General features: G+C 48.7%; 19 protein-coding genes. 9 read left to right on the top strand and 10 right to left on the bottom strand.

What is annotated here, in order from left to right; all coding sequences use genetic code 11:
• Window positions 1-74: 74 nt before the first annotated feature.
• Window positions 75-3,986, top strand: a complete 3,912-nt coding sequence (locus tag K331_RS31000; protein ID WP_051289820.1) for a cadherin-like beta sandwich domain-containing protein — start codon at window positions 75-77, stop codon at window positions 3,984-3,986.
• 559 nt (window positions 3,987-4,545) lie between these two features.
• Here the strand turns inward: K331_RS31000 and K331_RS0113105 are convergent.
• Both K331_RS0113105 and K331_RS0113100 read right to left on the bottom strand, forming a co-directional pair.
• Entirely contained in the window at window positions 4,546-5,865 is a 1,320-nt protein-coding gene (locus tag K331_RS0113105) for a hypothetical protein (RefSeq protein ID WP_028590656.1), read from the bottom strand.
• Window positions 5,866-6,073: 208 nt separating this feature from the next.
• Window positions 6,074-6,439, bottom strand: a complete 366-nt coding sequence (locus K331_RS0113100; protein ID WP_084165470.1) for a winged helix-turn-helix transcriptional regulator — start codon at window positions 6,437-6,439, stop codon at window positions 6,074-6,076.
• Between the two features lie 168 nt (window positions 6,440-6,607).
• Between K331_RS0113100 and K331_RS0113095 the strand changes: the two genes are divergently transcribed.
• Together K331_RS0113095 and K331_RS0113090 are read left to right on the top strand one after the other, a co-directional pair.
• The gene (locus tag K331_RS0113095) at window positions 6,608-7,828 is read left to right on the top strand and encodes an MFS transporter (protein ID WP_028590655.1); all 1,221 of its coding nucleotides are present in this window, start codon (window positions 6,608-6,610) and stop codon (window positions 7,826-7,828) included.
• Window positions 7,829-8,003: 175 nt separating this feature from the next.
• Window positions 8,004-8,981 (top strand): aldo/keto reductase, encoded by a 978-nt coding sequence (locus K331_RS0113090; RefSeq protein WP_028590654.1) that lies wholly within the window; start codon window positions 8,004-8,006, stop codon window positions 8,979-8,981.
• A 295-nt stretch (window positions 8,982-9,276) separates the two neighbouring features.
• On the opposite strand, the gene K331_RS0113085 is transcribed toward K331_RS0113090, so the two are convergent.
• From K331_RS0113085 to K331_RS0113075, 3 genes are all read right to left on the bottom strand, one after another.
• Window positions 9,277-10,122, bottom strand: coding sequence for a methyltransferase domain-containing protein (locus K331_RS0113085; RefSeq protein WP_028590653.1), 846 nt, complete (start codon window positions 10,120-10,122; stop codon window positions 9,277-9,279).
• Window positions 10,123-10,154: 32 nt separating this feature from the next.
• The gene (locus K331_RS0113080; protein WP_028590652.1) at window positions 10,155-11,162 is read right to left on the bottom strand and encodes a polysaccharide biosynthesis protein; all 1,008 of its coding nucleotides are present in this window, start codon (window positions 11,160-11,162) and stop codon (window positions 10,155-10,157) included.
• A gap of 89 nt (window positions 11,163-11,251) precedes the next feature.
• Window positions 11,252-11,938, bottom strand: coding sequence for a glycosyltransferase family A protein (locus K331_RS0113075; RefSeq protein ID WP_028590651.1), 687 nt, complete (start codon window positions 11,936-11,938; stop codon window positions 11,252-11,254).
• Window positions 11,939-12,201: 263 nt separating this feature from the next.
• Here K331_RS0113075 and K331_RS0113070 point away from each other — a divergent pair, with 263 nt between their 5' ends.
• Window positions 12,202-12,915, top strand: coding sequence for a GT-D fold domain-containing glycosyltransferase (locus K331_RS0113070; protein WP_028590650.1), 714 nt, complete (start codon window positions 12,202-12,204; stop codon window positions 12,913-12,915).
• Window positions 12,916-13,037: 122 nt separating this feature from the next.
• Here the strand turns inward: K331_RS0113070 and K331_RS0113065 are convergent, their stop codons facing one another.
• Window positions 13,038-13,778, bottom strand: a complete 741-nt coding sequence (locus K331_RS0113065) for a Bax inhibitor-1/YccA family protein (protein ID WP_028590649.1) — start codon at window positions 13,776-13,778, stop codon at window positions 13,038-13,040.
• Between the two features lie 294 nt (window positions 13,779-14,072).
• On the opposite strand from K331_RS0113065, the gene K331_RS0113060 reads away from it, so the two are divergent.
• Together K331_RS0113060 and K331_RS0113055 are read left to right on the top strand one after the other, a co-directional pair.
• Window positions 14,073-14,429, top strand: a complete 357-nt coding sequence (locus K331_RS0113060) for a DUF805 domain-containing protein (RefSeq protein ID WP_028590648.1) — start codon at window positions 14,073-14,075, stop codon at window positions 14,427-14,429.
• A 291-nt stretch (window positions 14,430-14,720) separates the two neighbouring features.
• Complete coding sequence (locus K331_RS0113055; protein ID WP_018883838.1) at window positions 14,721-15,344, top strand: acetate uptake transporter; 624 nt, start codon at window positions 14,721-14,723, stop codon at window positions 15,342-15,344.
• Window positions 15,345-15,434: 90 nt separating this feature from the next.
• On the opposite strand, the gene K331_RS0113050 is transcribed toward K331_RS0113055, so the two are convergent.
• From K331_RS0113050 to K331_RS0113040, 3 genes are all read right to left on the bottom strand, one after another.
• On the bottom strand, window positions 15,435-15,911 hold the full coding sequence (locus tag K331_RS0113050; RefSeq protein ID WP_025681560.1) for a DsrE/DsrF/DrsH-like family protein: 477 nt from the start codon (window positions 15,909-15,911) through the stop codon (window positions 15,435-15,437).
• Between the two features lie 262 nt (window positions 15,912-16,173).
• On the bottom strand, window positions 16,174-17,130 hold the full coding sequence (locus K331_RS0113045; RefSeq protein ID WP_028590647.1) for a radical SAM protein: 957 nt from the start codon (window positions 17,128-17,130) through the stop codon (window positions 16,174-16,176).
• Window positions 17,131-17,338: 208 nt separating this feature from the next.
• Window positions 17,339-18,400, bottom strand: a complete 1,062-nt coding sequence (locus K331_RS0113040) for an LLM class flavin-dependent oxidoreductase (protein WP_028590646.1) — start codon at window positions 18,398-18,400, stop codon at window positions 17,339-17,341.
• A gap of 324 nt (window positions 18,401-18,724) precedes the next feature.
• Between K331_RS0113040 and K331_RS0113035 the strand changes: the two genes are divergently transcribed.
• The gene (locus tag K331_RS0113035) at window positions 18,725-20,458 is read left to right on the top strand and encodes a cellulase family glycosylhydrolase (RefSeq protein WP_028590645.1); all 1,734 of its coding nucleotides are present in this window, start codon (window positions 18,725-18,727) and stop codon (window positions 20,456-20,458) included.
• Window positions 20,459-20,599: 141 nt separating this feature from the next.
• On the opposite strand, the gene K331_RS0113030 is transcribed toward K331_RS0113035, so the two are convergent.
• A complete protein-coding gene (locus K331_RS0113030; RefSeq protein ID WP_028590644.1) occupies window positions 20,600-21,622 on the bottom strand; it encodes an SDR family oxidoreductase in 1,023 nt (340 codons plus the stop codon).
• Window positions 21,623-21,943: 321 nt separating this feature from the next.
• On the opposite strand from K331_RS0113030, the gene K331_RS0113025 reads away from it, so the two are divergent.
• Window positions 21,944-22,369 carry an SRPBCC family protein gene (locus K331_RS0113025; protein WP_028590643.1) on the top strand — a complete coding sequence of 142 codons (426 nt, stop codon included), beginning with the start codon at window positions 21,944-21,946 and terminating at the stop codon, window positions 22,367-22,369.
• Between the two features lie 2 nt (window positions 22,370-22,371).
• The gene (locus tag K331_RS0113020) at window positions 22,372-22,701 is read left to right on the top strand and encodes an ArsR/SmtB family transcription factor (RefSeq protein ID WP_028590642.1); all 330 of its coding nucleotides are present in this window, start codon (window positions 22,372-22,374) and stop codon (window positions 22,699-22,701) included.
• Window positions 22,702-22,800 lie beyond the last annotated feature (99 nt).

Below are 22,800 nucleotides of genomic sequence, written 5' to 3'. Positions count from 1 at the left end.
CGGTTCAGTGACCCTCGTTACAATAGTCCTTAAGTCTTGTGGCTTATAGACCAACTAGAGAAAGGAAGTCGAGAATGAACAGGAATTTCCTGAATGCAAAAAAAGCTGTATCAACGATACTCGCCTGCCTACTAGTCCTTGGTGGTATCCCTGGATTTAACATATGGGGAGGAGACCGTGCTCATGCAGCTACTGACACATGGACTGCCTTGGGTGGTGCTGGAATCAGTGCTGGACAAGCCGAATATATCTCAGTAGCAGTAGACCCTCAAGATATTCCTTATGTTGCTTTTAAGGATGTAGGGAACGCCAATAAGGCAACAGTAATGAAATTTGTGAATGGCCAGTGGGAAGCCGTGGGAGCCCCTGGGCTCTCTTCGGGAGAAGCCAATGAATTGTTCCTGGCTATTGACAAGCAAGGTACACCATACCTTACTTATCAGGATGATGCAGCCAACAATCGTAGGCTGGCTGTTAAGAGATTCACGGCTGGTCAATGGGAATCTGTAGGGAGTGGCAACCTTTCACCAGGTGCAGCGAATGGTATGCAGATCGCTTTCGACTCCGCAAATAATCCCTACGTACTCTTCAGAGATCACCCTAATCAGACTAGAGCTGTAGTCATAAAGTTCACAAATAATGCATGGTCTACCGTGGGTGGAGCGCCAGTGACCACAACCTTTGCCAATGAAATGGCTCTCGCTCTGGATTCTCAAGACACCCCTTATGTCGTGTACAGTGACGGAACAGACAATTACAGATTGTCCGTTAAGAAGTTCAACGGTACGCAATGGAATTACGTGGGGGCTAACAAGCTCACAGCCGGTCAATCTACGAATCACGCGATAGCAATCGGCCCCAACGATGTTCCTTATATTGCTTTTTCAAATGGAGACGTTTCTTATAAAACTACTGTATTAAAGTTCACTGGAACCCAGTGGGAGGCTGTAGGAAACAGCGGCTTCTCTGTGAGCAGCGCGTTCTACAACACATTGGTTTTCGATTCAGAAGGGACACCTTATGTTGCTTATGGTGACAACGGGACTCCATTCATGCAACCACCTTTCGGAGCTATCAGAAAGCTCGTCGGAAATCAATGGCAGCCTGTTGGAGGAGGTAACTTCTCAGGAGTTTCCAACGGTAGTCAAGTGCAATATATATCGTTTGCTCTTGATTCCAATGACATTCCATACGTCGCTTACAGGGATCAATCAGCTGGTCAGAAAGCGACCGTAAAGTCACTGGTTTCCCAGTATAATGTCACTTACAATGGCAATGGCGCGGATGCAGGGATTGCACCTGTAGACAACAATAGTTATTCCACTGTGTCCCCTACAGTCACGGTAGCTGGAAATACAGGGAATCTGGAGAAAGCCGGCTATACCTTCGCGGGCTGGAATACAGCAGCAGACGGAACCGGCACCAAGTATAATCCAGATGATACGTTCACAATCGACAATGCGGACGTCAACCTTTACGCCCAATGGCAAAATGCGGATGCAACTGTAACCTTCGAAACCAACGGAGGTACGAGCATCGATAGCCAACAAGTAAGCTACAACCATGCTGCAGTGGAGCCTCCGTCTCCTGAGAGACCTGGCTACTCCTTCTTCGGCTGGTACACAGACAGCGAACTGACTCAGGCATATGAATTCCATACGCCAGTGACTAGCCATATCACACTGTATGCGAAATGGAAATCGGCTTCTGCCATCCTATCTGGCTTGAGTGTCGAACAAGGTACGCTAGAGCCAAGCTTCACGCCTGAAGAGCTGGATTATCAAGTCGATGTGGCTCCTGAAGTAACAAGCCTGAAGTTCTCCTTGACCAAACCAGAGCTTAGTCAGACACTATCGGTCACAGGAGTGACTTACCAATCCGTAACAGAACAGGTATATACCTATACCATTTCTGATCTGGTAGAGGGCTTGAATCCTGTACAGATCAAGGTTACTGCCGAGAACGGCAATAGCAATACCTATAATCTGGTGGTAAATCGCCTTGGCCTAGTTAGTAACAATGCTTATCTGGGCGAGCTGACATTGTCTGGTGGTACACTATCTCCGGCCTTCGCCCCGAAGACAGCAGTCTACGATGTGGAAGTCGATAATGCAACTCGCAGCATCACAGTTACTGCAGCTACTGACGACGAGAATGCAACCATGACAGTGAATGGTTCTGTCGTGACAAGTGGCGTTGCGAGCGAGCCTATTACCCTGTCTGTAGGCAGCAATCCAATTACGATCGTGGTAACTGCACAAAATGGACAAACGAAGACATACATCATTCATGTGACTCGTCAGGCCGTAGCTTCATCACAGGATGCCGCCCTGACAGCCATCACAATTCCAGGACTGAATCTGACTCCAGCCTTCAACCCGGATGTAGAGCAGTACACTGCTACCGTGAATTATGCGACTCGCTCCGTGTTGATTAGCGTTGCTGCAGCCCAAGAGGGTGCAAGCATTCTGATCAATGGCACGAGTGGAAATAGTGCAGACATAGCTCTCACAAGCGGTCGTAATACCGTAACCATCGAAGTAACTGCACCAGATGGTAGCACGAAGAAGACCTACACACTGCTCATTACCCGGAGAACCAGCAGCTCTGATGACACTATCAATAAGGGTAACACTGGTAGCACTGGAGGCTCATCAAGCACTGGTGGTTCAAATGGTGGCGGTGGAGCAACACCTCCTTCGACTGGCAATAACACAAGCAACAGCGTTCAGGTATTGGTGAACGGACAAGCCGAATCTGCTGGTACGTTGACGACTACTGTTGTGAACGGACAAAAGGTAGTTACGATTACTGTAAATGCTGAGGCTATTGCCCAGAAGCTGAATTCTGAAAGTCAGGGTACAGTAGTGACGATTCCGGTCTCAGGCAGCGATAGTGAGCATGCAGGTGCAGTCATCGGTGAACTGAACGGACAGACCGTGAAGCTCATGGAGGACAAGCAGGCGGTACTCGTGCTCCAGACCGAAGCAGCAACCTACACTTTGCCTGCACAGCAGATCCAGATTAACAGCTTGGCTCAACAGCTTGGCTTGAATAGCAATGCCTCCCTGGAGAGCATCAAACTGCAGGTAGAAATTGCTCGTCTGAGCAATGCTACGGTACAAGCAGCCGAATCTGCTGCACAACAAGGCGGATATACTCTTGTTGGATCACCTGTGGAATTCAACGTTACTGCTACTTATGACGGTAAAAAAGTAACTGTGAACCAATTCAACAGCTACGTAGAGCGCACGATTAGCCTCCCAGCCAACATCGATCTTGGTCAGATTACAACAGGCATCGTACTTGAGTCTGATGGCAGCGTTCGTCATGTACCAACTAAAATCACGCTAGTCAATGGCACATATCATGCACAGATTAACAGCTTGACCAATAGTGCATATAGTGTCATTTATACCCCGCAAACGTTCGCGGATGTAGCTAACCACTGGAGCAAGACTGAAGTGAACGATATGGGATCGCGTATGATTGTCAGCGGTGTCTCGAACAATACATTTGAGCCGGATCGCAGCATTACACGCGCAGAATTCGCAGCTGTCGTTGTACGTGCACTTGGTCTGAAGCCAGGTGAAGGAAGCAACAGCTTCAGTGATGTGAGCGATAGCGACTGGTATGCAGATGTCGTAAAAACTGCCTCCAGCTACAGCCTGATCGGCGGCTACGAGGACGGTACATTCCGTCCGCAAGAGCGCATTACCCGTCAGGAAGCGATGGCTCTGATCGCGCGGGCGATGAAAGTAACCGGACTAGACAGCCAAGTACCTGCTGGTGCGGTACAGCAATTGTCCAGCTACACAGATGCAGCCCAGGTAGCCAGCTGGGCGAAGGAAGCAGCCGCAGCAAGCATCCACACTGGACTGGCCACTGGCCGCGGATCGAATACGATTGCACCCCAGCAATCGATAACAAGAGCTGAGACAGCAGCCATTCTAAGAAGATTGCTACAGCAATCTGGCCTGATTTAAGGTAATAGAAATTCATTACTGACCATGGTCATAGAAATTAGGCCTGTGATACTCATTAAAGATCTATGGTAATATTTAATGATTTTTCAGACAGGCAGTGCGAGTCGCACTGCCTTTTTGTTATACACTGGGAATGGGTCTAGGGAATGGTTGTTAGTAATGCTTCTAATACTGACCTTTTGTGCCAGGGCCTTGGACCAGCTGTGCAAGCCATTAGATATCGAAAGGAATGATTCAGATAACTAGATGGAGTTATTGCAGAAAGAGATATTTAACTTCTCACAGCTGGAACTGGTCGATGAAAGAGGACGAAGCTGGAAGAGTGATATCGCATTAACTAAAGGAAATGAGCGCTCCGTTTATTTTGAAAGTATGTATTTTAAAATGGCGCCAATGCCCACGGTCCACTGCTGATGACGATTAGCTCTTACCCTTTACAGATCGATTCGCCTATTCAGCTTGATATTCCCCTAATCGGGAATTGAAGCCTCGAACTAGCACATACATGAAGAGCCTCTGTCCGGCTAGACACCGAACGGAGGCTCTATGTTATACACGACTACACTTTGATATCAATGCTATTCTTGGGTATAGTTAGCGTGCTCTTTTGCTGCTGGTCCATATTCAGGGAAGAAATGAAGCTGTTCCAGTCTTCCACTTTCTCATCTCGAACTTGATTGGCAAATTCAAGCTTGGCCTTGGGCCCTACATCCCCTTCCATACTCGGTGCAGATATCATGTTATGATGCAAGCTATTAAAGGCGTTAATCAGGCCACTGCGAAGATCTTCCGGCTTCTGATTCAGAAGCCCCTTCATACTCTCCCACATGATGACTCCTACAGTCTTCTTCGCGTCAGGGTCCTGCATTTGCTTGTCGAACATACGTTTAATCTCTAATGACATCTCATCATGAGACTTGAATTTCTCCCGGAACCTAGGATTAATCATAAGCGAAGATCTGTAGTCTTTGAATTCGGCGACCCTCAGCTTGTTATTCATCGCAGCATCCACAGACTGGGTCAGCTGCTCCTTGATCGCAGAAGACATTGGCGATTGCTGCAAATACAAATCCAACTTGAGACGTGCGGCTCCCAGCGTGTTGGCTATCCAATCGGGATTAAGACTCGTTGAATTGAATGCCCTGGTGCTCGTATGGACCAACGCATTAAATACTTCCGCCACGTCCTGATAGCTAATATCCTGAAAGGATGTGGACTCCGTTGCAAAAGCTTGGCCTGTTGCTTGCTTCAATTGGTCTCGGAAGTCTGTAAGTCCTTTACCACCCTGCTCAACAACCTGATTCCACTTGTCTCCTTGCTCTGCCTGTAACTTGCCTAATATCTGTTGCTGCTCCTGTAGCATACTCTTAATTCGACCAGCCAACTGATCCTTATCGAAGATGGGCTCGTAGGTAGAGAGAAACTCCTTCTGCATAGCGTTGTCAAATTCAAATAATGAATCACTCTCATAATTCAGATAGTTGGCCAAGGTATCTGCAGTTGTCTGCGCAATATCCTCTATTTTAAGTTGAACTTGCTTATCGTACTGCTCAAGACGCTGATTCAATTCGTCTCCTGTGTAACGCTGAAGCAGTTGATCACGCTCATATGCACTTTTTACCAGAAACCCGCTCACATCATCCTGAAAATTCTTTGAGTAGTCCGTACCGTGAACCGAAGCAAATTCCCTTCCACCAATCCACCGGCCTCCCAATGCACGAAGCTCCTGTTGTCCTTCGTCAATCACACTCGGGGTGTACGTCTCTACTGCGTCCGAAGCTTTGTTACCTGCAGGGGCAAGCGATCTTGTAGCAGACTGATTATTCTTTACTGCCACAGTGCTTGAAGTTGATGATGCATAAATGCCGTTCATTTGCATCGCGGACCACTCTCTCTCTTCAATGAAGTATATGTTATCAATAATATATCGGGTGTGAGAAGTAAATAATTTACTCTCATTCCTAAAAATCTTCATTAAGGCTCATTTGAACGGTAAGAGCAGTTGATCCCAGTAATCTTACGCCTGTAATGAGAACGTCTATAGCCTTCCTAATGGGTTGTTTCGGACCCTGCTGTAGACCTCAAAATTACCGATTTAACGGACTATCCACCAGTACCGTATGCTTATCGCCATACTCTCGAACAATGTGCTGCTCCCCCCAGGCACAGAGTGAATCGAGAATGGGCTTCAGACTTCTACCGTACTCTGTCAGCTCATATTCAACCTTCGGGGGCACCTGGTTATAGGTGATCCGGTTCACAATGCCATCCTCCTCCAGCTCTCGCAGCTGTTGGGTCAGCATTTTCTGCGTAATGCTGGGCATCACGCGCTTCAATTCACTGGTGCGCATTTTGCCATGTGTCAGATGGCAGAGGATCACACATTTCCATTTTCCCCCGATTACCTCAAGTGTTGCTTCCACAGAAATATTATATTTCTTTCCCACGTTCATTACCTCCATTAACCTATCGCTTTGTATGTTCTAATAGGCACCAAAAAGTACCTACATTACTTTCAGGTACTTATATCACTAAAAAGTACGTACTATTCATCTGTATTCCTTCCAGTCATAATAGCACTTACCTGCTACACATCTCAATATTTAGGAGTGATCCATTTCATGTCTACATCTAATGCACGGAGCAGGCTGGCTCTGCTAGCTCTTGCCGTTAGCGCATTTGCCATTGGAACGACCGAGTTCATTAGCGTAGGGCTACTTCCCCTGATCGCCAATGATCTTCATATATCCGTTACGACTGCTGGCCTGACCGTCACCTTATATGCGCTGGGCGTCATGCTTGGAGCACCGATTCTAACATCTCTGACCTCGGGAGTACGACGTAAGCACCTGCTGATCGGGATTATGCTGGTCTTCATTCTAGGGAATAGCTTAGCTGCTGCGGCTCAAGGCATTGTCCTGCTGCTGGTAGCCAGGGTGCTGTCTGCTCTCGCCCATGGATTGTTCATGTCCATCGGGTCCACCATTGCTGCCGAGCTCGTCCCTGCGAACCGCCGAGCGAGTGCCATCGCTATCATGTTCTCCGGCTTAACCGTAGCTACGATTACCGGAGTTCCGCTGGGCACCATGATTGGACAACAATGGGGCTGGCGCGTTGCCTTCATTGTAATTGTCATTATTGGTATACTGAGCCTGCTTGCCAATCAGCTATTAGTTCCTACAGATCTACGCGGAGGCTCGTTAGCTTCTATACGAGATCGGATCAAGCTACTTACGAATCACCGGCTACTGCTGGCTTTTGCCATGACTGCTCTAGGCTATGGCGGAACCTTCGCGGTATTCACTTATCTCGCACCATTGTTGCAAAATATCTCAGGCTATCATGAATCGACGGTGGCCGTCATCTTATTAATCTATGGGCTAGCTATTGCGCTCGGTAATATTATTGGAGGGCGAGTCGCCAATCAAAAGCCGCTACGAGCACTCTTATTCATGTTCATAGCTCAATCCGTCGTCCTGTTCATTCTCGGTTGGACTGCAGCGGACTCTGTGCTTGGGCTAATAACGGTACTGCTCATGGGCTTGCTGGCCTTCATGAACGTACCAGGATTGCAGATTTATGTTGTTACTCTGGCTGAACGATATGCTCCTACTGCTGTAGATTTCGCTTCTGCCCTGAATATCGCAGCCTTCAATGCGGGGATTGCGTTAGGTGCATTCATCGGCGGACAAGTAACCGCAAGTATCGGCCTGATCCATACCACCTGGGTGGGTGGACTCATGGTCGCTTTAGCTGCTCTTCTAGTTGTATGGAGTTACAGGCTACAGCGCCATGAGACAACCGCCACCGCACATGCGAATACTGTCCGTTCGCATATTTAGCAGACTAGCGTATGACGCGCAGCAGGACCAAGAGGAGGGCACCAAGCACGAGGAGCTACACGTGGCACGAATGGGTCACTTTAGTAAGAGCGCATTGACACAGTAGCTGGCACATTGCATGGCCCAGTGAGTATTTGCAATAATAGGACCAACTGAATGCAAAGGAGTGAGCAACATGCATTACCGCCGTCTGGGGCACAGTGGTCTACAGGTATCTGCATTAGGACTGGGCACGAATGCCTTTGGGAAACGAGCTGACGAGGAGAGCTCCATTCGAATCATCCACACCGCGCTCGATGCAGGGATACAATTCCTGGATACCGCCAATATTTATGCCAATACCGAGTCGGAACGCATCATCGGTCTTGCTCTGCAAGGGCGACGACATGAGGCTGTGCTGGCGACCAAGGCCGGATTACCTCGCGGACAGGGGCCGAATCAAGCTGGTTCTTCGCGTCTCCATGTCCAGCGCGAATTGGAGGATAGTCTTCGTCGCCTCAAGACTGACTATGTAGATCTGTATCAGATTCACACCTTCGATCCATCAACACCACTGGAAGAGACTCTCCGCACATTGGATGATTTGATATCTGCCGGTAAAATCCGCTATATCGGAGCATCTAACTATGCAGCCTGGGAGCTCATGAAGGCACTCAGCATCAGTGAGCAGCAGCGGTTCGCTCGTTATATATCCATCCAGGTTAGTTATTCCCTTGCAGATCGCACTCCTGAGAGAGAGCTGATGCCTCTCTGCCTTGATCAGGGCATCGGTATTATCCCTTACTTCCCCCTTGCTGGAGGTATTCTGACAGGCAAATATGCTCAGGGACAAGTTCCTTCAGGGTCCAGAGCAGACACGGACCCTAACTTCTCACGCTTTCTGAGTCCAGATCGGATTCAACTCGGGACAGAGGTAGGAACGCTGGCTGCTGAGCTGAATACCAGTCCTGTAGCTCTGTCACTGGCCTGGCTCATGCACCAGCCTGCCGTCTCTACGGTTATTGTAGGTGCCACTCGTCCAGAGCAGCTGCTTGAAAGCCTGCTAAGTGTAGACTTGTCCTACAGTGGCGACATCGCACAGCGGCTGGAGGATGCGAGCAGCCGTTATATTCATCAGGAGCCTTTTGCTGTATATCGCCTGCCCGTAGAATAATCCACCTGAGCAGGCCCGTGCGGATGGAACCATCACTTCATGAGTAGTGAATAGCAGGTGGGCGGGCTCCATATCGTGAATACAACCACCATACAAGGTAGCCCATACTGCGGGAAGTGGCCACCGCTGTATGGGCTAATTCAAAGACAAGAAGGCTGCCCTTGGGCAGCCTTCACATCCTTTCCATAGTTTTACTATTCATCTCCATAGCTTGATCATGGACTGCCCATTGGCGGAGACTCCCAGGCGAACTTGAACATATAGCATTCCGTACTATGCCGGGTCATCCTGAATCTTATTTACCGAGTCCGCTGTGCAGTTGTTCCCGCAGTTGAGCGACATTCACCCGCTCTTGAGCCAGTTGGACCCTCAGTACCTCCACTTGTTTGCTGAGCTGCTCGGATTGCTGGCGCAGCTCTTGTAGCTGCTTATCCCTGTTGTCCATATACTGCTTCCGTTCCCTGAGCAGCTTGTCGCTCTTCTTCTCATAATCGAGATATTGGGTTTGATCCAGTTGCATCCACTTGAGTAATTGTGGAACCTTGAAGGTGGTGTCAATCGGCTTGCTAATAACATCCTTCTTGCGTCCTGCATAGCATATATATTTGCTCTGTACCTCGACTCTCAGTTCATCAAAATAAGACTCCAGCAGCCTGCACAAGCTCCCAACATAGTAGGAATGCTTATGATCATGGAAGGGGAGGTAGCCGAAGGGCACGGTAATAATGACCCTCCCCCCCTTCTTCAGCAGACGGTAAGCAGCTGACAGCAACTTGTTAGGCTGGGAAAAATGCTCCAGAATCTCCCCCATGATGACCGTGTCATACATTCCTTCCTTGGGCTGCAGCATCGTTATATCCTTTAGTAGAAAGCGGGCCTTCCTCTGTACCAGGATCGATTCCTTCATCAGCTCACTCCTGGCGTACTTGATGCTTGTATCCTCAATATCAATACCTGTGACCTGGAAGCCCTCACGGGCCAACAATATGGAGGTGATCCCTTGACTGCAGCCAATGTCGAGCACTGTGTTCCCGACCACACGCTTGCATATCCAGTGCACGCGCTGTCGTGTAGCTTCATGGGACTGCTCGGAATTCACCAGACCATAATAGCGCAGATTTACCTGATCATTATTCGCCATCTGACTTTCCCTCCCGCCTATTATCCAAGCGGTTATCTGAGCGGACGGGCATCCGCGGCCAGCATGCCGCCTCTTTTCAACAGATTCGCAATCCCCTCTTCATCCAGAAGGTTCGCATTGGAGTGGTATTTGTCAAAGGTAACAGCCGGATATGTCTTGTACCTCTCCACCAGCTCTGCCGAAGGATGGGAAGGCAGTATGACATAATATTGTTCGCTATACTTATAGGTGTAGGGAGTTTCATAAGGCGATACCAAGTCCTCATGCAGCTTCTCTCCCGGACGGATTCCGATCTCCTTGAAGCCTACCTCCTGCTTGGATAAGTACTTGCCCAGCGTCTTCGCTAAGTCCGTAATCAGACAAGCATTCATCTTCATCACGAACGTCTCCCCACCAATTGCGGCATAAGAAGCCTCCAGCAGCAGATCAATGGCCTCTGAGACCGTCAGAAAGAACCGGGTCATATCCTTTTGCGTGAGTGTCAGATCCTTGCCATCCAGAATCTGCTGCTTGAACAGCGGCACCACGCTGCCGTTCGTTCCCAGCACATTACCGCCACGGATACATACGAAGCGGGTATTGGGGCTCAACCGATTGGCTCGAATCATCAGCTTCTCTCCGAGCGCCTTGGTCATGCCATAGAAATTGATCGGGTCCACTGCCTTATCGGTGGAGACATCGATAACCTTTTCGACCCTCTGCTCGATACTGGCCTTAATAATATTCTCCGTACCCAGCACATTGGTCTTGAGCGCTTCCTGCGGATATTCCTCACAGACAGGCACATGCTTGAGCGCAGCGAGATGGAATACATAATCCACGCCGCGGCAGGCCTCATGAACAGCCTCATAATCCCGTACGTCACCAATGATGAACTTGATCACCCCGGACTGGAACGTTCGCTGCATCTTGACCTGTGAGAATTCATTACGGGACAAGATACGAATCTCGCGCGGGGCTTTCTTGAGCAGCTTGCGAGTCAACTCATACCCCCACGATCCCGTACCACCTGTGATCAGAATCGTCTTGTCTTTGAACATGAGAATCTCCTTCCCGTCTTGGAGTATTAAATGTACCACCAGTTCGGCATTCGTCCGCATTCTAGATCAAATGCCCCTGAGATACACATCTACATAAAGTCATTCAGAATGTTCTTCATATTGGCGGGAGTCAGCCTGGTAATATGCGCCGGCAGCCGCTTCTTAGAGGTAATGGAAGGGTGCACGATATTAACGTAGTTCCGCGGCTTCAGCAGCTCATGGCGCATCTTGATGGCATAGCCGTGTCCTCCGGGAAGCTTGTAGCGCTTGCCCGCCATGAAATCTTTGACACTATAGATGAAGGTATAATATTGCGGCGATTCAAAATACATCGGAATCATACTGTTCTCCACGGTATCCCACATGTAGCCATACTGGGTAATCAGCACTTCGGTGGCAGGCATATGCTTGAACTGATGGAGCTGTTGGACGAAGGTTTTGTGAAAGAGATCATCCGAATCCTGACGAGCGATGTACACATCCTCATAGCCTGTAATGTAGGCTTCGGTCTGGCGCTTGGCCTCAATACTGGTCACAAAGCGGATATGAGCCGGAAGTGACGGATATTTACTAAGAACAGACTTGATGATCTGCTCGCAGCCTCCTGCTATCTTAATCAGACACAGATAATCCTGATTCGTCTGCTTCTTCAGGCTTCGCAGCGTGTATTTCTGAAAGATAGCAATCCGATTGGCAATCCACGGCTCCGTCAGCCTTGCAGGGTCGAGGCCATAGTTGTTGAAATTGATTTCAATTACGACTCTTTTGCTTGACATTCACTCACTTCCTTGCGTTGTTATCCTTCTCCTATGCTCGCAGCATATATTAACTTATGAACGATCCTTTCAATTGGAATGGACAATCGCTAGCTATCAGCAAAAGATAGTTATTCGCTAGCTCTGTCGCGATATTGTATCCGGTGCAAAGACAGAACAGGCTGATTTTCTGATGCCAATCAGGTCTGGAGTACAAGCGTGCGCGCTAACTTGTTCATAGAATCTCTTATGAGGAGAGGCAAGCTGCAAAGGAGTGTGCTGTTATGGCCAATAGCGTCCATTTGGGGCAAGATGAAGTCATCCGAAAAATTGGTATGGCCCTGGAGACAGGGCAACCCTTTTCACTGGTTCGGATTGGCGACGGGGAGAACCTGGTACTGTCACAAAATTCCGTCATGTCCATGGATGAGATTCTGCAGGAGCCTTGGGTCATCAAAGCCAATCAGGGACAAAAGGGTGTAAAGCTTCCTAATATTTCGCTCAGGAATCTACTGGTCAGTTCCATTCGCAGAGCCGATATTGTAGGTCTGCTCCCACCCGGGGACCAGATTATCCAGGCTCCTTCTTATCTCAAGCGAGAGCTGACGGACAAGATCATGACTCACTATCAATTGCGTCCAATCCACACCTGTCCGGCATGGATCAACCGCCAGCTGGCGCAGGACCCGCGGTTCTGGGCTATGCTGCGTGGACGACGGATTATGCTCATGTATCAATCCATTGCCCAACTGAAGAGCGTACTCCAGAAGGATCCTTACCGTATGCAGGTTACGTTGACCTTCCCATTCGTCCAATACGAACAGATGACCGAAGCTCTGCAATTCATGCTCCACAACCGCGACAAGTTCGATGTGGCTTTGATTTGCTGTGGCGTGAATGCAGTCGTCCTGGCACAGAAGGTGGCCGAGTTGACAGGTAAGGTAGGAATTGACTTCGGCAAGGCCTCCAACATTCTGATTAAAGGCAAACCAAATTAGAGTAGCTCTACAAATAGGACTTATCTCTCCGTGTGCACAAGCACAAAAAAAATAGCAATCTTCACTAGGAAGATTGCTTCTACATAGCAGCCGTTTGAACAGCTACAGGATGATTGTCCGGATTAGTCGCGGCTGCGCAGCTTAGCGAGAAGACGGACCATTTCCAGATACAGCCACACCAACGTAACCATCAGGCCGAAGGCGCCATACCACTCCATATATTTCGGTGCCCCCTGCTCAGCTCCTCTCTCAATGAAGTCAAAGTCCAGGACCAGATTGAGCGCAGCCACTACAACGATGACGAGCGAGATAATGATACCGATCAGACTGTTATCATGAAGATAAGGTACGGTAATACCAAAAAAGCTCAGAACAAAGCTCAGTAGGTACATTAATGCAATGCCTGCAGTGGCAGCAAATACGCCTAATCTGAAATTCTGGGTAGCACGGATGACTCTTGATTTATAAGCCAGCAACAAAGCTATAAATACACTCATGGTCAACAGAGCGGCTTGCAGGGTAATTCCATAATACAAAGCCTCATAGTTGGCAGACAGTGCCCCAACGAACAGCCCCTCCGCAATAGCATATATAGGCACCAGATAGGGCGCTGTTGTTGGTTTGAAGGAAATGATCAGGGCCAGAATGAATCCCGCGATGGCACCACCGATGATGAGTCCCCCCACCGAATACCCGTTGAAATACATCGTCCAGGAAACGATAGCTGCACCGATCAGGATGGCCAATGTCATGAAAGCCTTATTGACCGTGCCCCCAATCGTCATCGGCTCGTGTGAGCCATAAAAGTCGTCCCTTTCAAAAGTGTTGTCATTTAATGTCGGATTACCACTACGTCCTACCAAAAGTTGCTCCCCCTAATAGTCATATTTTCTCAAATATATCATATCATGCTTATAACAGGCTTATTTTTATTTGCCGCTCCTATGTATATGCTTATAATCTCGTATTTAGACTGCTAGCATAGCCAAAATTCAAAGCTCACATCAATATAACTTAAAAAAGTCTATTTATATCATCAATTTTATCTTTTCAGGAATATTATGGTCTTTCCGACATACGCTAATTAAGGTATAATTTGTCGGATGCTGAATGCTGTGATTAATATTACATATTTTTAAGGAGGAATTTATTTTATTATGGAATGGTACTTAAAGGTGTTGAAAAATTATGTTGGCTTCTCTGGAAGAGCAAGACGCAAAGAGTACTGGATGTTCGCGCTATTCAATGCTATCGCTGTTCTAGTTCTTGCTATAATAGGGCAACTGATTGGCATTGAGCTTCTCCTAGTCTACCTGTACTCTCTGGCTGTTATGCTTCCTAGTTTGGCTGTAATTATTCGTCGTTTACATGATATCGGCAAATCTGGTTGGTGGTACCTGCTTAGTTTCGTTCCATTCGGTGCTTTTGTTGTACTGTATTTCCTTTGCCTTGATAGCGAGCCAACGGATAATCAGTATGGACCTAATCCGAAGTTCTCTGGAGACAAATACTAATTTCTTATAACAGCATGCAGTATACAGCATTTGTGCATAGAAGAGACCTGACTCACTCTGAATCAGGTCTCTTTTTTCTTCTTTTATTCTATTAATCATGAATATACTTCCTGAATAGACTGCAATCACAACTGCTCACTATGTACTGAGCCCCGCAGCAGTAGTCCATTCCCGACACAAAGCTTTCCCAATTTATGCTCTATGCGAACGTGTTCACATCCGTTATACTGTAGGCTGTATCATTTCCGTGCGGAGATGACGAACCCATTATATTGGAGGCATTGGCAACACATGCAAAGCGCATCGCATACTCAAGTCAAGATTGTAACGGCCGATCCTAGCGGGATTGGTCTATTCGGGCTGGCGATCGTCACACTCGTCGCTTCGTCCCAAAAGCTGGGCCTGACTGAAGGCCTTGGCCTCGTCATTCCATGGGCCGTATTCCTGGGAGCTTGTGCCCAGCTACTAGCATGTCTGCTGGATGCCAAGCACAACAACACCTTCGGCATGACAGCCTTCGGAGCCTACGCGTTCTTCTGGTTCTCCATGGCAGCTGGCTGGATGATCAAGCTCGGCACGTTCGGCCCTGAGCTTGCCGCTCAGGTGGACGGACGTCAGCTCGGCTTTGCATTCGCAGGGTACCTGATCTTCACCATCTTCATGACCATCGGGGCTATGGAGACACACAAGGTACTATTCTTCATTTTCCTGCTGATCGACTTCCTGTTCCTTGGACTCACACTGAACGCCTTCGGGATTGCAGAGGAAGCATCACACGCACTGGCAGCATACTCTGAGATGGCGATCGGTTTGCTATCCCTTTATGGCGCAGGCGCAGCAGTACTGAATGTCCATTTTGGACGAGTGTTCCTTCCTGTAGGACGTCCGTTTGGTATTTTCAAGCCTCGCAGCTAGCCTATTCACTTAGGTATTTAGAAGCTATTCAGCGTAAATGAAGCCCGAGTTAGCTCCTGCAATGTATGCAGGGGCTTTTTGGAATTTTGCCTATATGAACAGCTGCATATCCGACTGAAGTGCATCCCCCAAATATGTCTGGGCATCCATAATCTCAACTTCTGGAATGAACTCTTCTGGTTTGAAGCCCATGATCTCGACAGACAGCTTGCAGGCACAGAACCGAACATCCTTCTTGCGTGCCCCCTTAAGGTAATGAATCAGCTTTGGAGCCTCGTGCTCCTCGATCATATCTGTCATCATCTGTTTGCCCAGTCCACTGAAGTTCATATGTGAGAGCGGCAGCTCCTCCGGTCCCTTGGGCGTCATCCAGCTCATCATTTTCTCATGCAGCGTCTTGCCTTCGTTCGTCATTCGTTCCGGGTCACGCAGCACCAACAGCCCCCAGAATGCAAAGAAAAGCGTCACCTCCACGTCCATATCCCGAGCAGCATTAGCCAGAATCAATCCAGCCATGACCTTATCGTAATCCCCACTGAAGATTAGCAGGTTCATCTTTTTGCCCATTACACAGCCTCCCAGCTTGAATGCATACCACAGCCATGGGTCCTACTTTTTGCCCCCTATATCGAAATGAATCCCGATGCTTCACTTCATCCCTTCCCGGATGACTGAACACCAGTCCCTAACCATGCACTGTCTGCATAGTATGGTCCTTCCTGCTCAGGGTATACCAAAAAACCGGATACGAATGTATCCGGCCACATGGTTCATATGATGAACAAGCGTACTCGCTATCATTAGCTAAAGGTTAATTGGTAGCCTAGGTTCACTCACCGCCGAAGAGTGCTTCATACGCCGGGCATGGCAGCTTCTCCAGATATTCCTGTAAGGCCTGTGGCCTGTTCTGATATATATTACTCAGAGACGTACCTTGATAAATATTGCCGATCACCACCGGATGACAGAGCTCACAGATAATGATGTCTCCGTTCCCGTGCAAATGGAGCTGACGAGTACCATCTACGCAATTGGAGAAGTACACCCCAGGCTGGCCTTGAAGTCCGAGACGATCCGCAAAGCGATCCATACATGTAAAGTACAGCATCGTATCTTCCTGCTTGTGCGCAATGAGCTCCTGAACCGAACGAATCAGTGCTTCGCGTGAAGCGATCTTGTTCCAGCCGCGATGATCCATAATGATGCTGTTCTGGATCTCATGGATTCTGACACCCAGATCATATACACGATCACTGATGTCCAGCATCCGGCCCTGTGTCTCATCGAACAGTAGCGTCTCCAGCACGGTGCTGATACCTGCTTCTGTACAAGCTCGAATGTTATGTTCAATCTTCGCATGAACTTGGGCAGGCACTCGATAGTAAGCAGCATACCGCTCAGCATCCGTAAAGTTATATGAAATGTGAATATTGGACACACCAGCTTCATGTAGCTGCATGACACGCCGTTCATTAAGCAGGCTGGCATTCGTATTCAGCTGTGTATCAATTCCATGGCTGGAGCAGTATTGAATAATGTCCAGACAATCCTGAAATCTCAAGGTGACCTCACCGCCCGACAAGCGCACCCGCTTCAGCGTAGGTAGCTCACTAATCACACGAATGACCTCTTGGCCGCTGATGCAATTTCCATCATCGCGCTTATAGGCACAGCAGTAGTCGCATTTAAGATTACAATTCGAAGTTACACCAACCTCCAGCCCATCCAGCTCATATTGATCTGGCTGCTGCAGCTCAAGTGCTTTGTATACATTTCCTACGGTCAAAGAAGATACCCTCCCGGTTCCTGAATTCGCCTCTTTACCTTGACCAGATCGAATGTGAATGTAGAGACGCTTCCCTAGATCATTCACATGAGCTTAGACTCGGTCAAAGTATTAATGGCTTAACTAAATAATTATAGCGAAGGGAACCGGGCTCGGATATGACATACCTTACGTTCGCAGATGAGTCGCCGTTTGCCGTTGACGTGACTTATTCCTTCGGCTGACCTGCTGCCTCCCACGCTGCAATCTCCTCACGCACACGTGGGGCTACCTCCGTCCCGAGCAACTCAATTGCCCGCATGACTTCCTCATGAGGCATGGTACCCAGCGGTACATGCAGCATGAAGCGAGTGATGCCGACTTCCTTGCGCAGGTGAATGATTTTCTTGGCTACAGTCTCAGCATCGCCAACATACAGAGCACCTTCAGGACTACGAGCCGCATCGAAGGTCGCACGGCTGTAATGGCCCCAGCCACGTTCACGACCCAGCATATTCATGACAGCTTGGGCTGGAGGGAAGAACTTCTCAGCTGCTGTATGATCATCGTCCGCAATGAAGCCGTGCGAATGAGAGGCAACGGTTAACTTGGAGGTATCATGTCCTGCATGTGCTGCTGCCTTCTTGTACAGCTCCACCAGTGGAGCGAATTGTACGGGGCGTCCACCAATAATGGCCAATACCAGAGGCAAACCTAGCAAGCCAGCACGAACGACGGATTCCTGATTACCACCGCTTCCAATCCAGACAGGCAATGTCTGTTGTACTGGACGCGGGTATACACCCAGATTATGAATAGCTGGACGATGCTTGCCCTCCCAGGTGATCTTCTCCGACTGACACAGCTTCAGCAATAAATCCAGCTTCTCATCGAATAGCTCGTCATAATCATTCAGATCATAGCCAAACAATGGGAACGACTCAATAAAGGAGCCACGCCCCGCCATAATCTCAGCACGACCATTCGAGATCCCGTCCAATGTCGCAAAATCCTGGAACACCCGTACAGGATCGTCTGATGATAAGACCGTAACCGCACTGGTGAGACGGATTCGGGAAGTCTGAGCAGCAGCCGCAGCGAGTACAACAGCAGGGGAAGAGGCTGCATAATCCACACGATGGTGTTCACCGACACCATAGACATCCAGGCCAACCTGATCAGCTAGTACGATCTCCTCTACTACCTCACGCAGACGCTGCGCATGACTCATGACCTCGCCTGTCTTCACATCCGGTGAAGTCTCCACGAATGTTGTAATTCCAATTTCCATGTTAATGGCCTCCCTGTACGATAATTTTTGAATATCATATTTACAACCTTTTGGTTAGCAACTTACTTAATTCTACTCATAACTTATCTTTATATTGAACTATTTTCTCTTTCCTTGCAAGCCTCATTCATCAAATTTTGTGCGGAATTAAAATGTATGTGGAGACAGGCATCATTTTTAAGGCTTACATTATGTAAATAAAAGGGTATAAAACTAATTATTGCATGAAATCAAGACGAATAATGAGGGTATTTATTCAAAATTCTGTATGTTACTCTGTATAAGAAAGCGCTTACAATATAAAGTGAAGGAGACAAGTTAACCATGATCAAGCGTAAACGAAAAGCCTTTTTACCGTTAGCCGTCATTGCCGCTTTGCTCCTCAGTGTATTCCCCTCCGCCTCTTCTGCTCAGGAATCAGGCCGTGAGGGCATAGTCACCTCCTCCAATGCTACTCCGAGTTCATTGCAGTCCTACGTTGAGGATATGGCTCCCGGCTGGAATCTTGGTAATTCACTGGATGCTGTAGGCTCTGACGAGACTGCATGGGGCAATCCACCCATCACACAGCAGTTAATTCAGAACGTCGCAGCCCAAGGATACAAGAGTATACGTATTCCTGTCACCTGGAACGCCCACATCGGCCCTGCACCTGAGTACACCATTAATCCTGCCTATTTGAATCGGGTAGAGCAAGTCGTGAACTGGGCACTTGACGAAGATCTATACGTCATGATCAATCTCCATCATGATTCCTGGCTGTGGATCAGCCATATGGAACAGAATCGTACACAGGTCCGAGCCCGCTATGATGCTGCCTGGGAGCAGATTGCTGAACGCTTCAAGAACCATTCCTCCAAGCTGATGATGGAGAGCGTCAACGAGCCTCGCTTCAGCGATGGCGGTACTACCAGCGAAGCCCTGTCCTTCAGCATGCTTGAGGAGTTGAACGTATCTTTCCACGATATCGTACGTAGCTCAGGCGGCGAGAATGCCACACGTCCGCTTGTGCTCTCCACATTGGAGGCATCACCAACACAAGAACGTATGGACGAGCTCTACGACACGATTGAGCAACTGGATGATCCGAATCTGATAGCCACCGTCCACTTTTACGGATTTTGGCCCTTCAGCGTAAACCTTGCTGGATTTACCACCTTCAATCAGGAGGTACGCAGTGACATCACGAACACCTTTGATCGAGTATACAACACGTTTGTCGCACGCGGCATTCCCGTCATCCTGGGTGAATTTGGACTCCTCGGCTTCGATAAGAATACCGACGTCATTCAACAGGGAGAGAAGCTGAAATTCTTCGAGTTCCTGGGACACTATCTGCAAGATAAAGGCATAGCCCCGATACTATGGGATAATGGACAGCACTTTGGCCGTCAATCCTTCACATGGTCTGATCCTGATCTATTTGCCATTATGAAAGCGGGCTGGACAGGACGCTCTGCGACAGGGAATAGCGATCTGTTATTCCTGAGAGCCGGAGAGTCCATTACAGACAAGCCACTGCCTGTGAACTGGAACGGACACGGACTGGTCTCGCTGAAGGCAGGAGCCACAGCCTTGGTGGAAGGCGAGGATTACACAATCAGCGGTAATACCCTTACTTTGAAGGCTGGAACACTGCAAGGCCTGATCTCCAGTAATACTCATGGCGAACAAGCCGTGCTGACAGCCAAATTCAGCGGTGGAGCAGACTGGAAATGGCACATCATCGTATACGACACACCGCAGCTAGGCAGCGCTACAGGCACGACTAACAGCTTCCAGATTCCGACTCAATTTAAGGGAGACCGACTGGCCACCATGGAGGCCGTATATACGTCCGGAGGCAATGCAGGCCCGCACGACTGGACATCGTTCAAAGAATTCCATACCACCTTTGTTCCGCAGTACAACGCACAGCACATTCAATTACAGCCTGAATTCTTCAATTCTGTACGTGACGGACAGGTTAAGCTGACCTTCCACTTCTGGAGCGGAGCCAAGCTGGATTACTATATTACAAAATCGGGCAATAGCGTTACAGGCCAATCACAGCCTTAAGCCGTCCATGGAGTGTTCTGGTGAGGCTATGCTAACCTCGCCTTCCCACGATAAACAGCCGATTCCGGAGAGCTTAACCCCCTGGAATCGGCTGTGTTAATGGTTAAGAGTTCAAAAATAACCCTACATTAGTATGTCTAACTATTTGCCCCGTACCGTGTTCACAGCTACTTCCAGTGCAGATATAACCTTGTCACACCACACGTCGAATTCCGGATCCTCTGTCTGCAGCTCAGGATGCTCCAGAATATGCTGCACGGTACGACGGATCCCCTGATCCAGGCGCGTCGTAGCCACGAAGTCAGGGACCAAGCGCTTCAGCTTGGCATTATCGAAGACGACCGAATGTGCTTTGTCGCCCAGCAGCCCACCGCGATAATCCTTGGCACCACCACATGCAGCCAGAAATTCCGACGGTACATATACGGCCTTGAGTGGTACACCCAGCGCATCAGCTACAATACTGTACACCTGGTTCCATGTCACCGTCTCATCAGAAGTGATGTTCACAGCCTCTCCAATCGCATGGATATTGCCCATAAGCCCGATGAAGCCTTTGGCAAAATCACTACTGTGCGTCATCGTCCACAGCGAGGTACCATCCCCGTGAATGATAACAGGCTGATGATTCAGCATCCGCTTGGCAACCTGCCAGCTACCCTTGGCACCCGATACTCCAAGTGGAATGGAGCGCTCACTGTAGGTATGGCTAGGTCTTACGATCGTGACCGGAAAGCCCTGCTCCCGATACTGTGTCATCAGGTAATGCTCACAGTCGATCTTATTCCGTGAATACTCCCAGTAAGGGTTGGCGAGTGGAGTTCCTTCCGTAATCCGATAGTCGGATAGCGGCTTCTGGTAGGCGGAAGCAGAGCTGATGAAGATATATTGCCTGGTCTTGCCTTGGAAAAGGCGAAAATCCCTCTCTACATCCTTCCGATCAAATGCAATGAAATCCACCACCACATCGAACTCGTGTCCCTCCAACAGACTGGACACCTGCGTCTCATCATGAATATCTCCCTGTAGAAGGCGAGCACCTTCCGGCAGAGAAGCATTTCGCGTTCCCCGGTTGAGTAAGTACAGCTCACAGCCCTGTTCCAGCAGAGAGCTTGTAATGGCAGAGCTAATCGTTCCCGTTCCTCCAATGAATAATGCTTTCATGACGTCTGACACCTCCATCTTAAGAATCGACATTGAATCCCTGTCCAATCCCACCATAACATGCAGCTCTATGAATCACAATTCTGGTTGGCTCAATCATCATTTGGGAAGACTAGGCTTCACCATAGCTACAAATGTCTCTGTCTCTAATACAGATCACATCATACAGACCTACAAGATACAGCTTTACAAGATACAGGCTTACAGATACAGGTTCCAGCATGAAAATAACACAAGAACTTGTAACATAACACTCTTTGGTGTTATATTGAACAAAATAAAAAGAACACCTCTAGGTGTCACATTATAAAGGAGGCCATTATGCCTGAAAAATCATCCATTCCCGACATTCGAAAAACCGTGCAACTGAAAGCTCCGATCGAGAAGGTCTGGAATGCCGTAGCCACTGCCGAAGGAATTGCAGCCTGGTGGATGCCAAGTACATTTGAGCCTATTCTTGGCTATGAATTCACTCTTCATGCCGGTCCTTTCGGAGACTCTCCCTGCAAAGTGATCGATATTGACCCTAATTCACGATTGGAGATCGCTTGGGGCAAGGACTGGCGGCTCATCTTTGAGCTGCGGGCTCTTACCTCTCACACGACTGAATTCACATTGATTCACACAGGCTGGGATGAAGAGACGGTCACCGAATTCGGGCAACCACATGCAGCCATCAGGGAACGAATGAACGGGGGCTGGGAAGGCATCGTTCACGACAAGCTTGTCCAGTATGTAGAGGGGTAACTATGTCTGCTACAGCTACCAAATATGATGTATTCCAGGCCATTGCCGATCCTACACGCCGCCAGATTCTGCACCTGCTCGTAGGCCAGGAAATGGCGGTCGCTGCTATCACAAGACAATTTCCCATCACACGGACTGCGATCAACAAGCATCTGTTCGTGCTGACAGAAGCCGGACTGGTCCAGCCGCAGCGAGTAGGGCGCGAGACGCGTTATACCCTTCAATCTGAGCCGCTGTCACAAGTACAGCAATGGGTGCACTTCTTCGAGCCGTACTGGGATGACAAGCTACGGGCTCTTCAGGACTATGTAGAGAACCCTGAACAACCGTAGCACACGTACATTACCCATTACACATCACACCCAGTACCTTTACGGACTATATGTAAATGTAAGTTAAATCTGCTGCAGCGGCAGCCCCGTCAACCGCTG

Source organism: Paenibacillus massiliensis subsp. panacisoli DSM 21345 (assembly GCF_000426545.1).
Classification (GTDB): domain Bacteria; phylum Bacillota; class Bacilli; order Paenibacillales; family Paenibacillaceae; genus Paenibacillus; species Paenibacillus panacisoli.
This window is presented reverse-complemented; position numbering and strand designations above follow the sequence as displayed.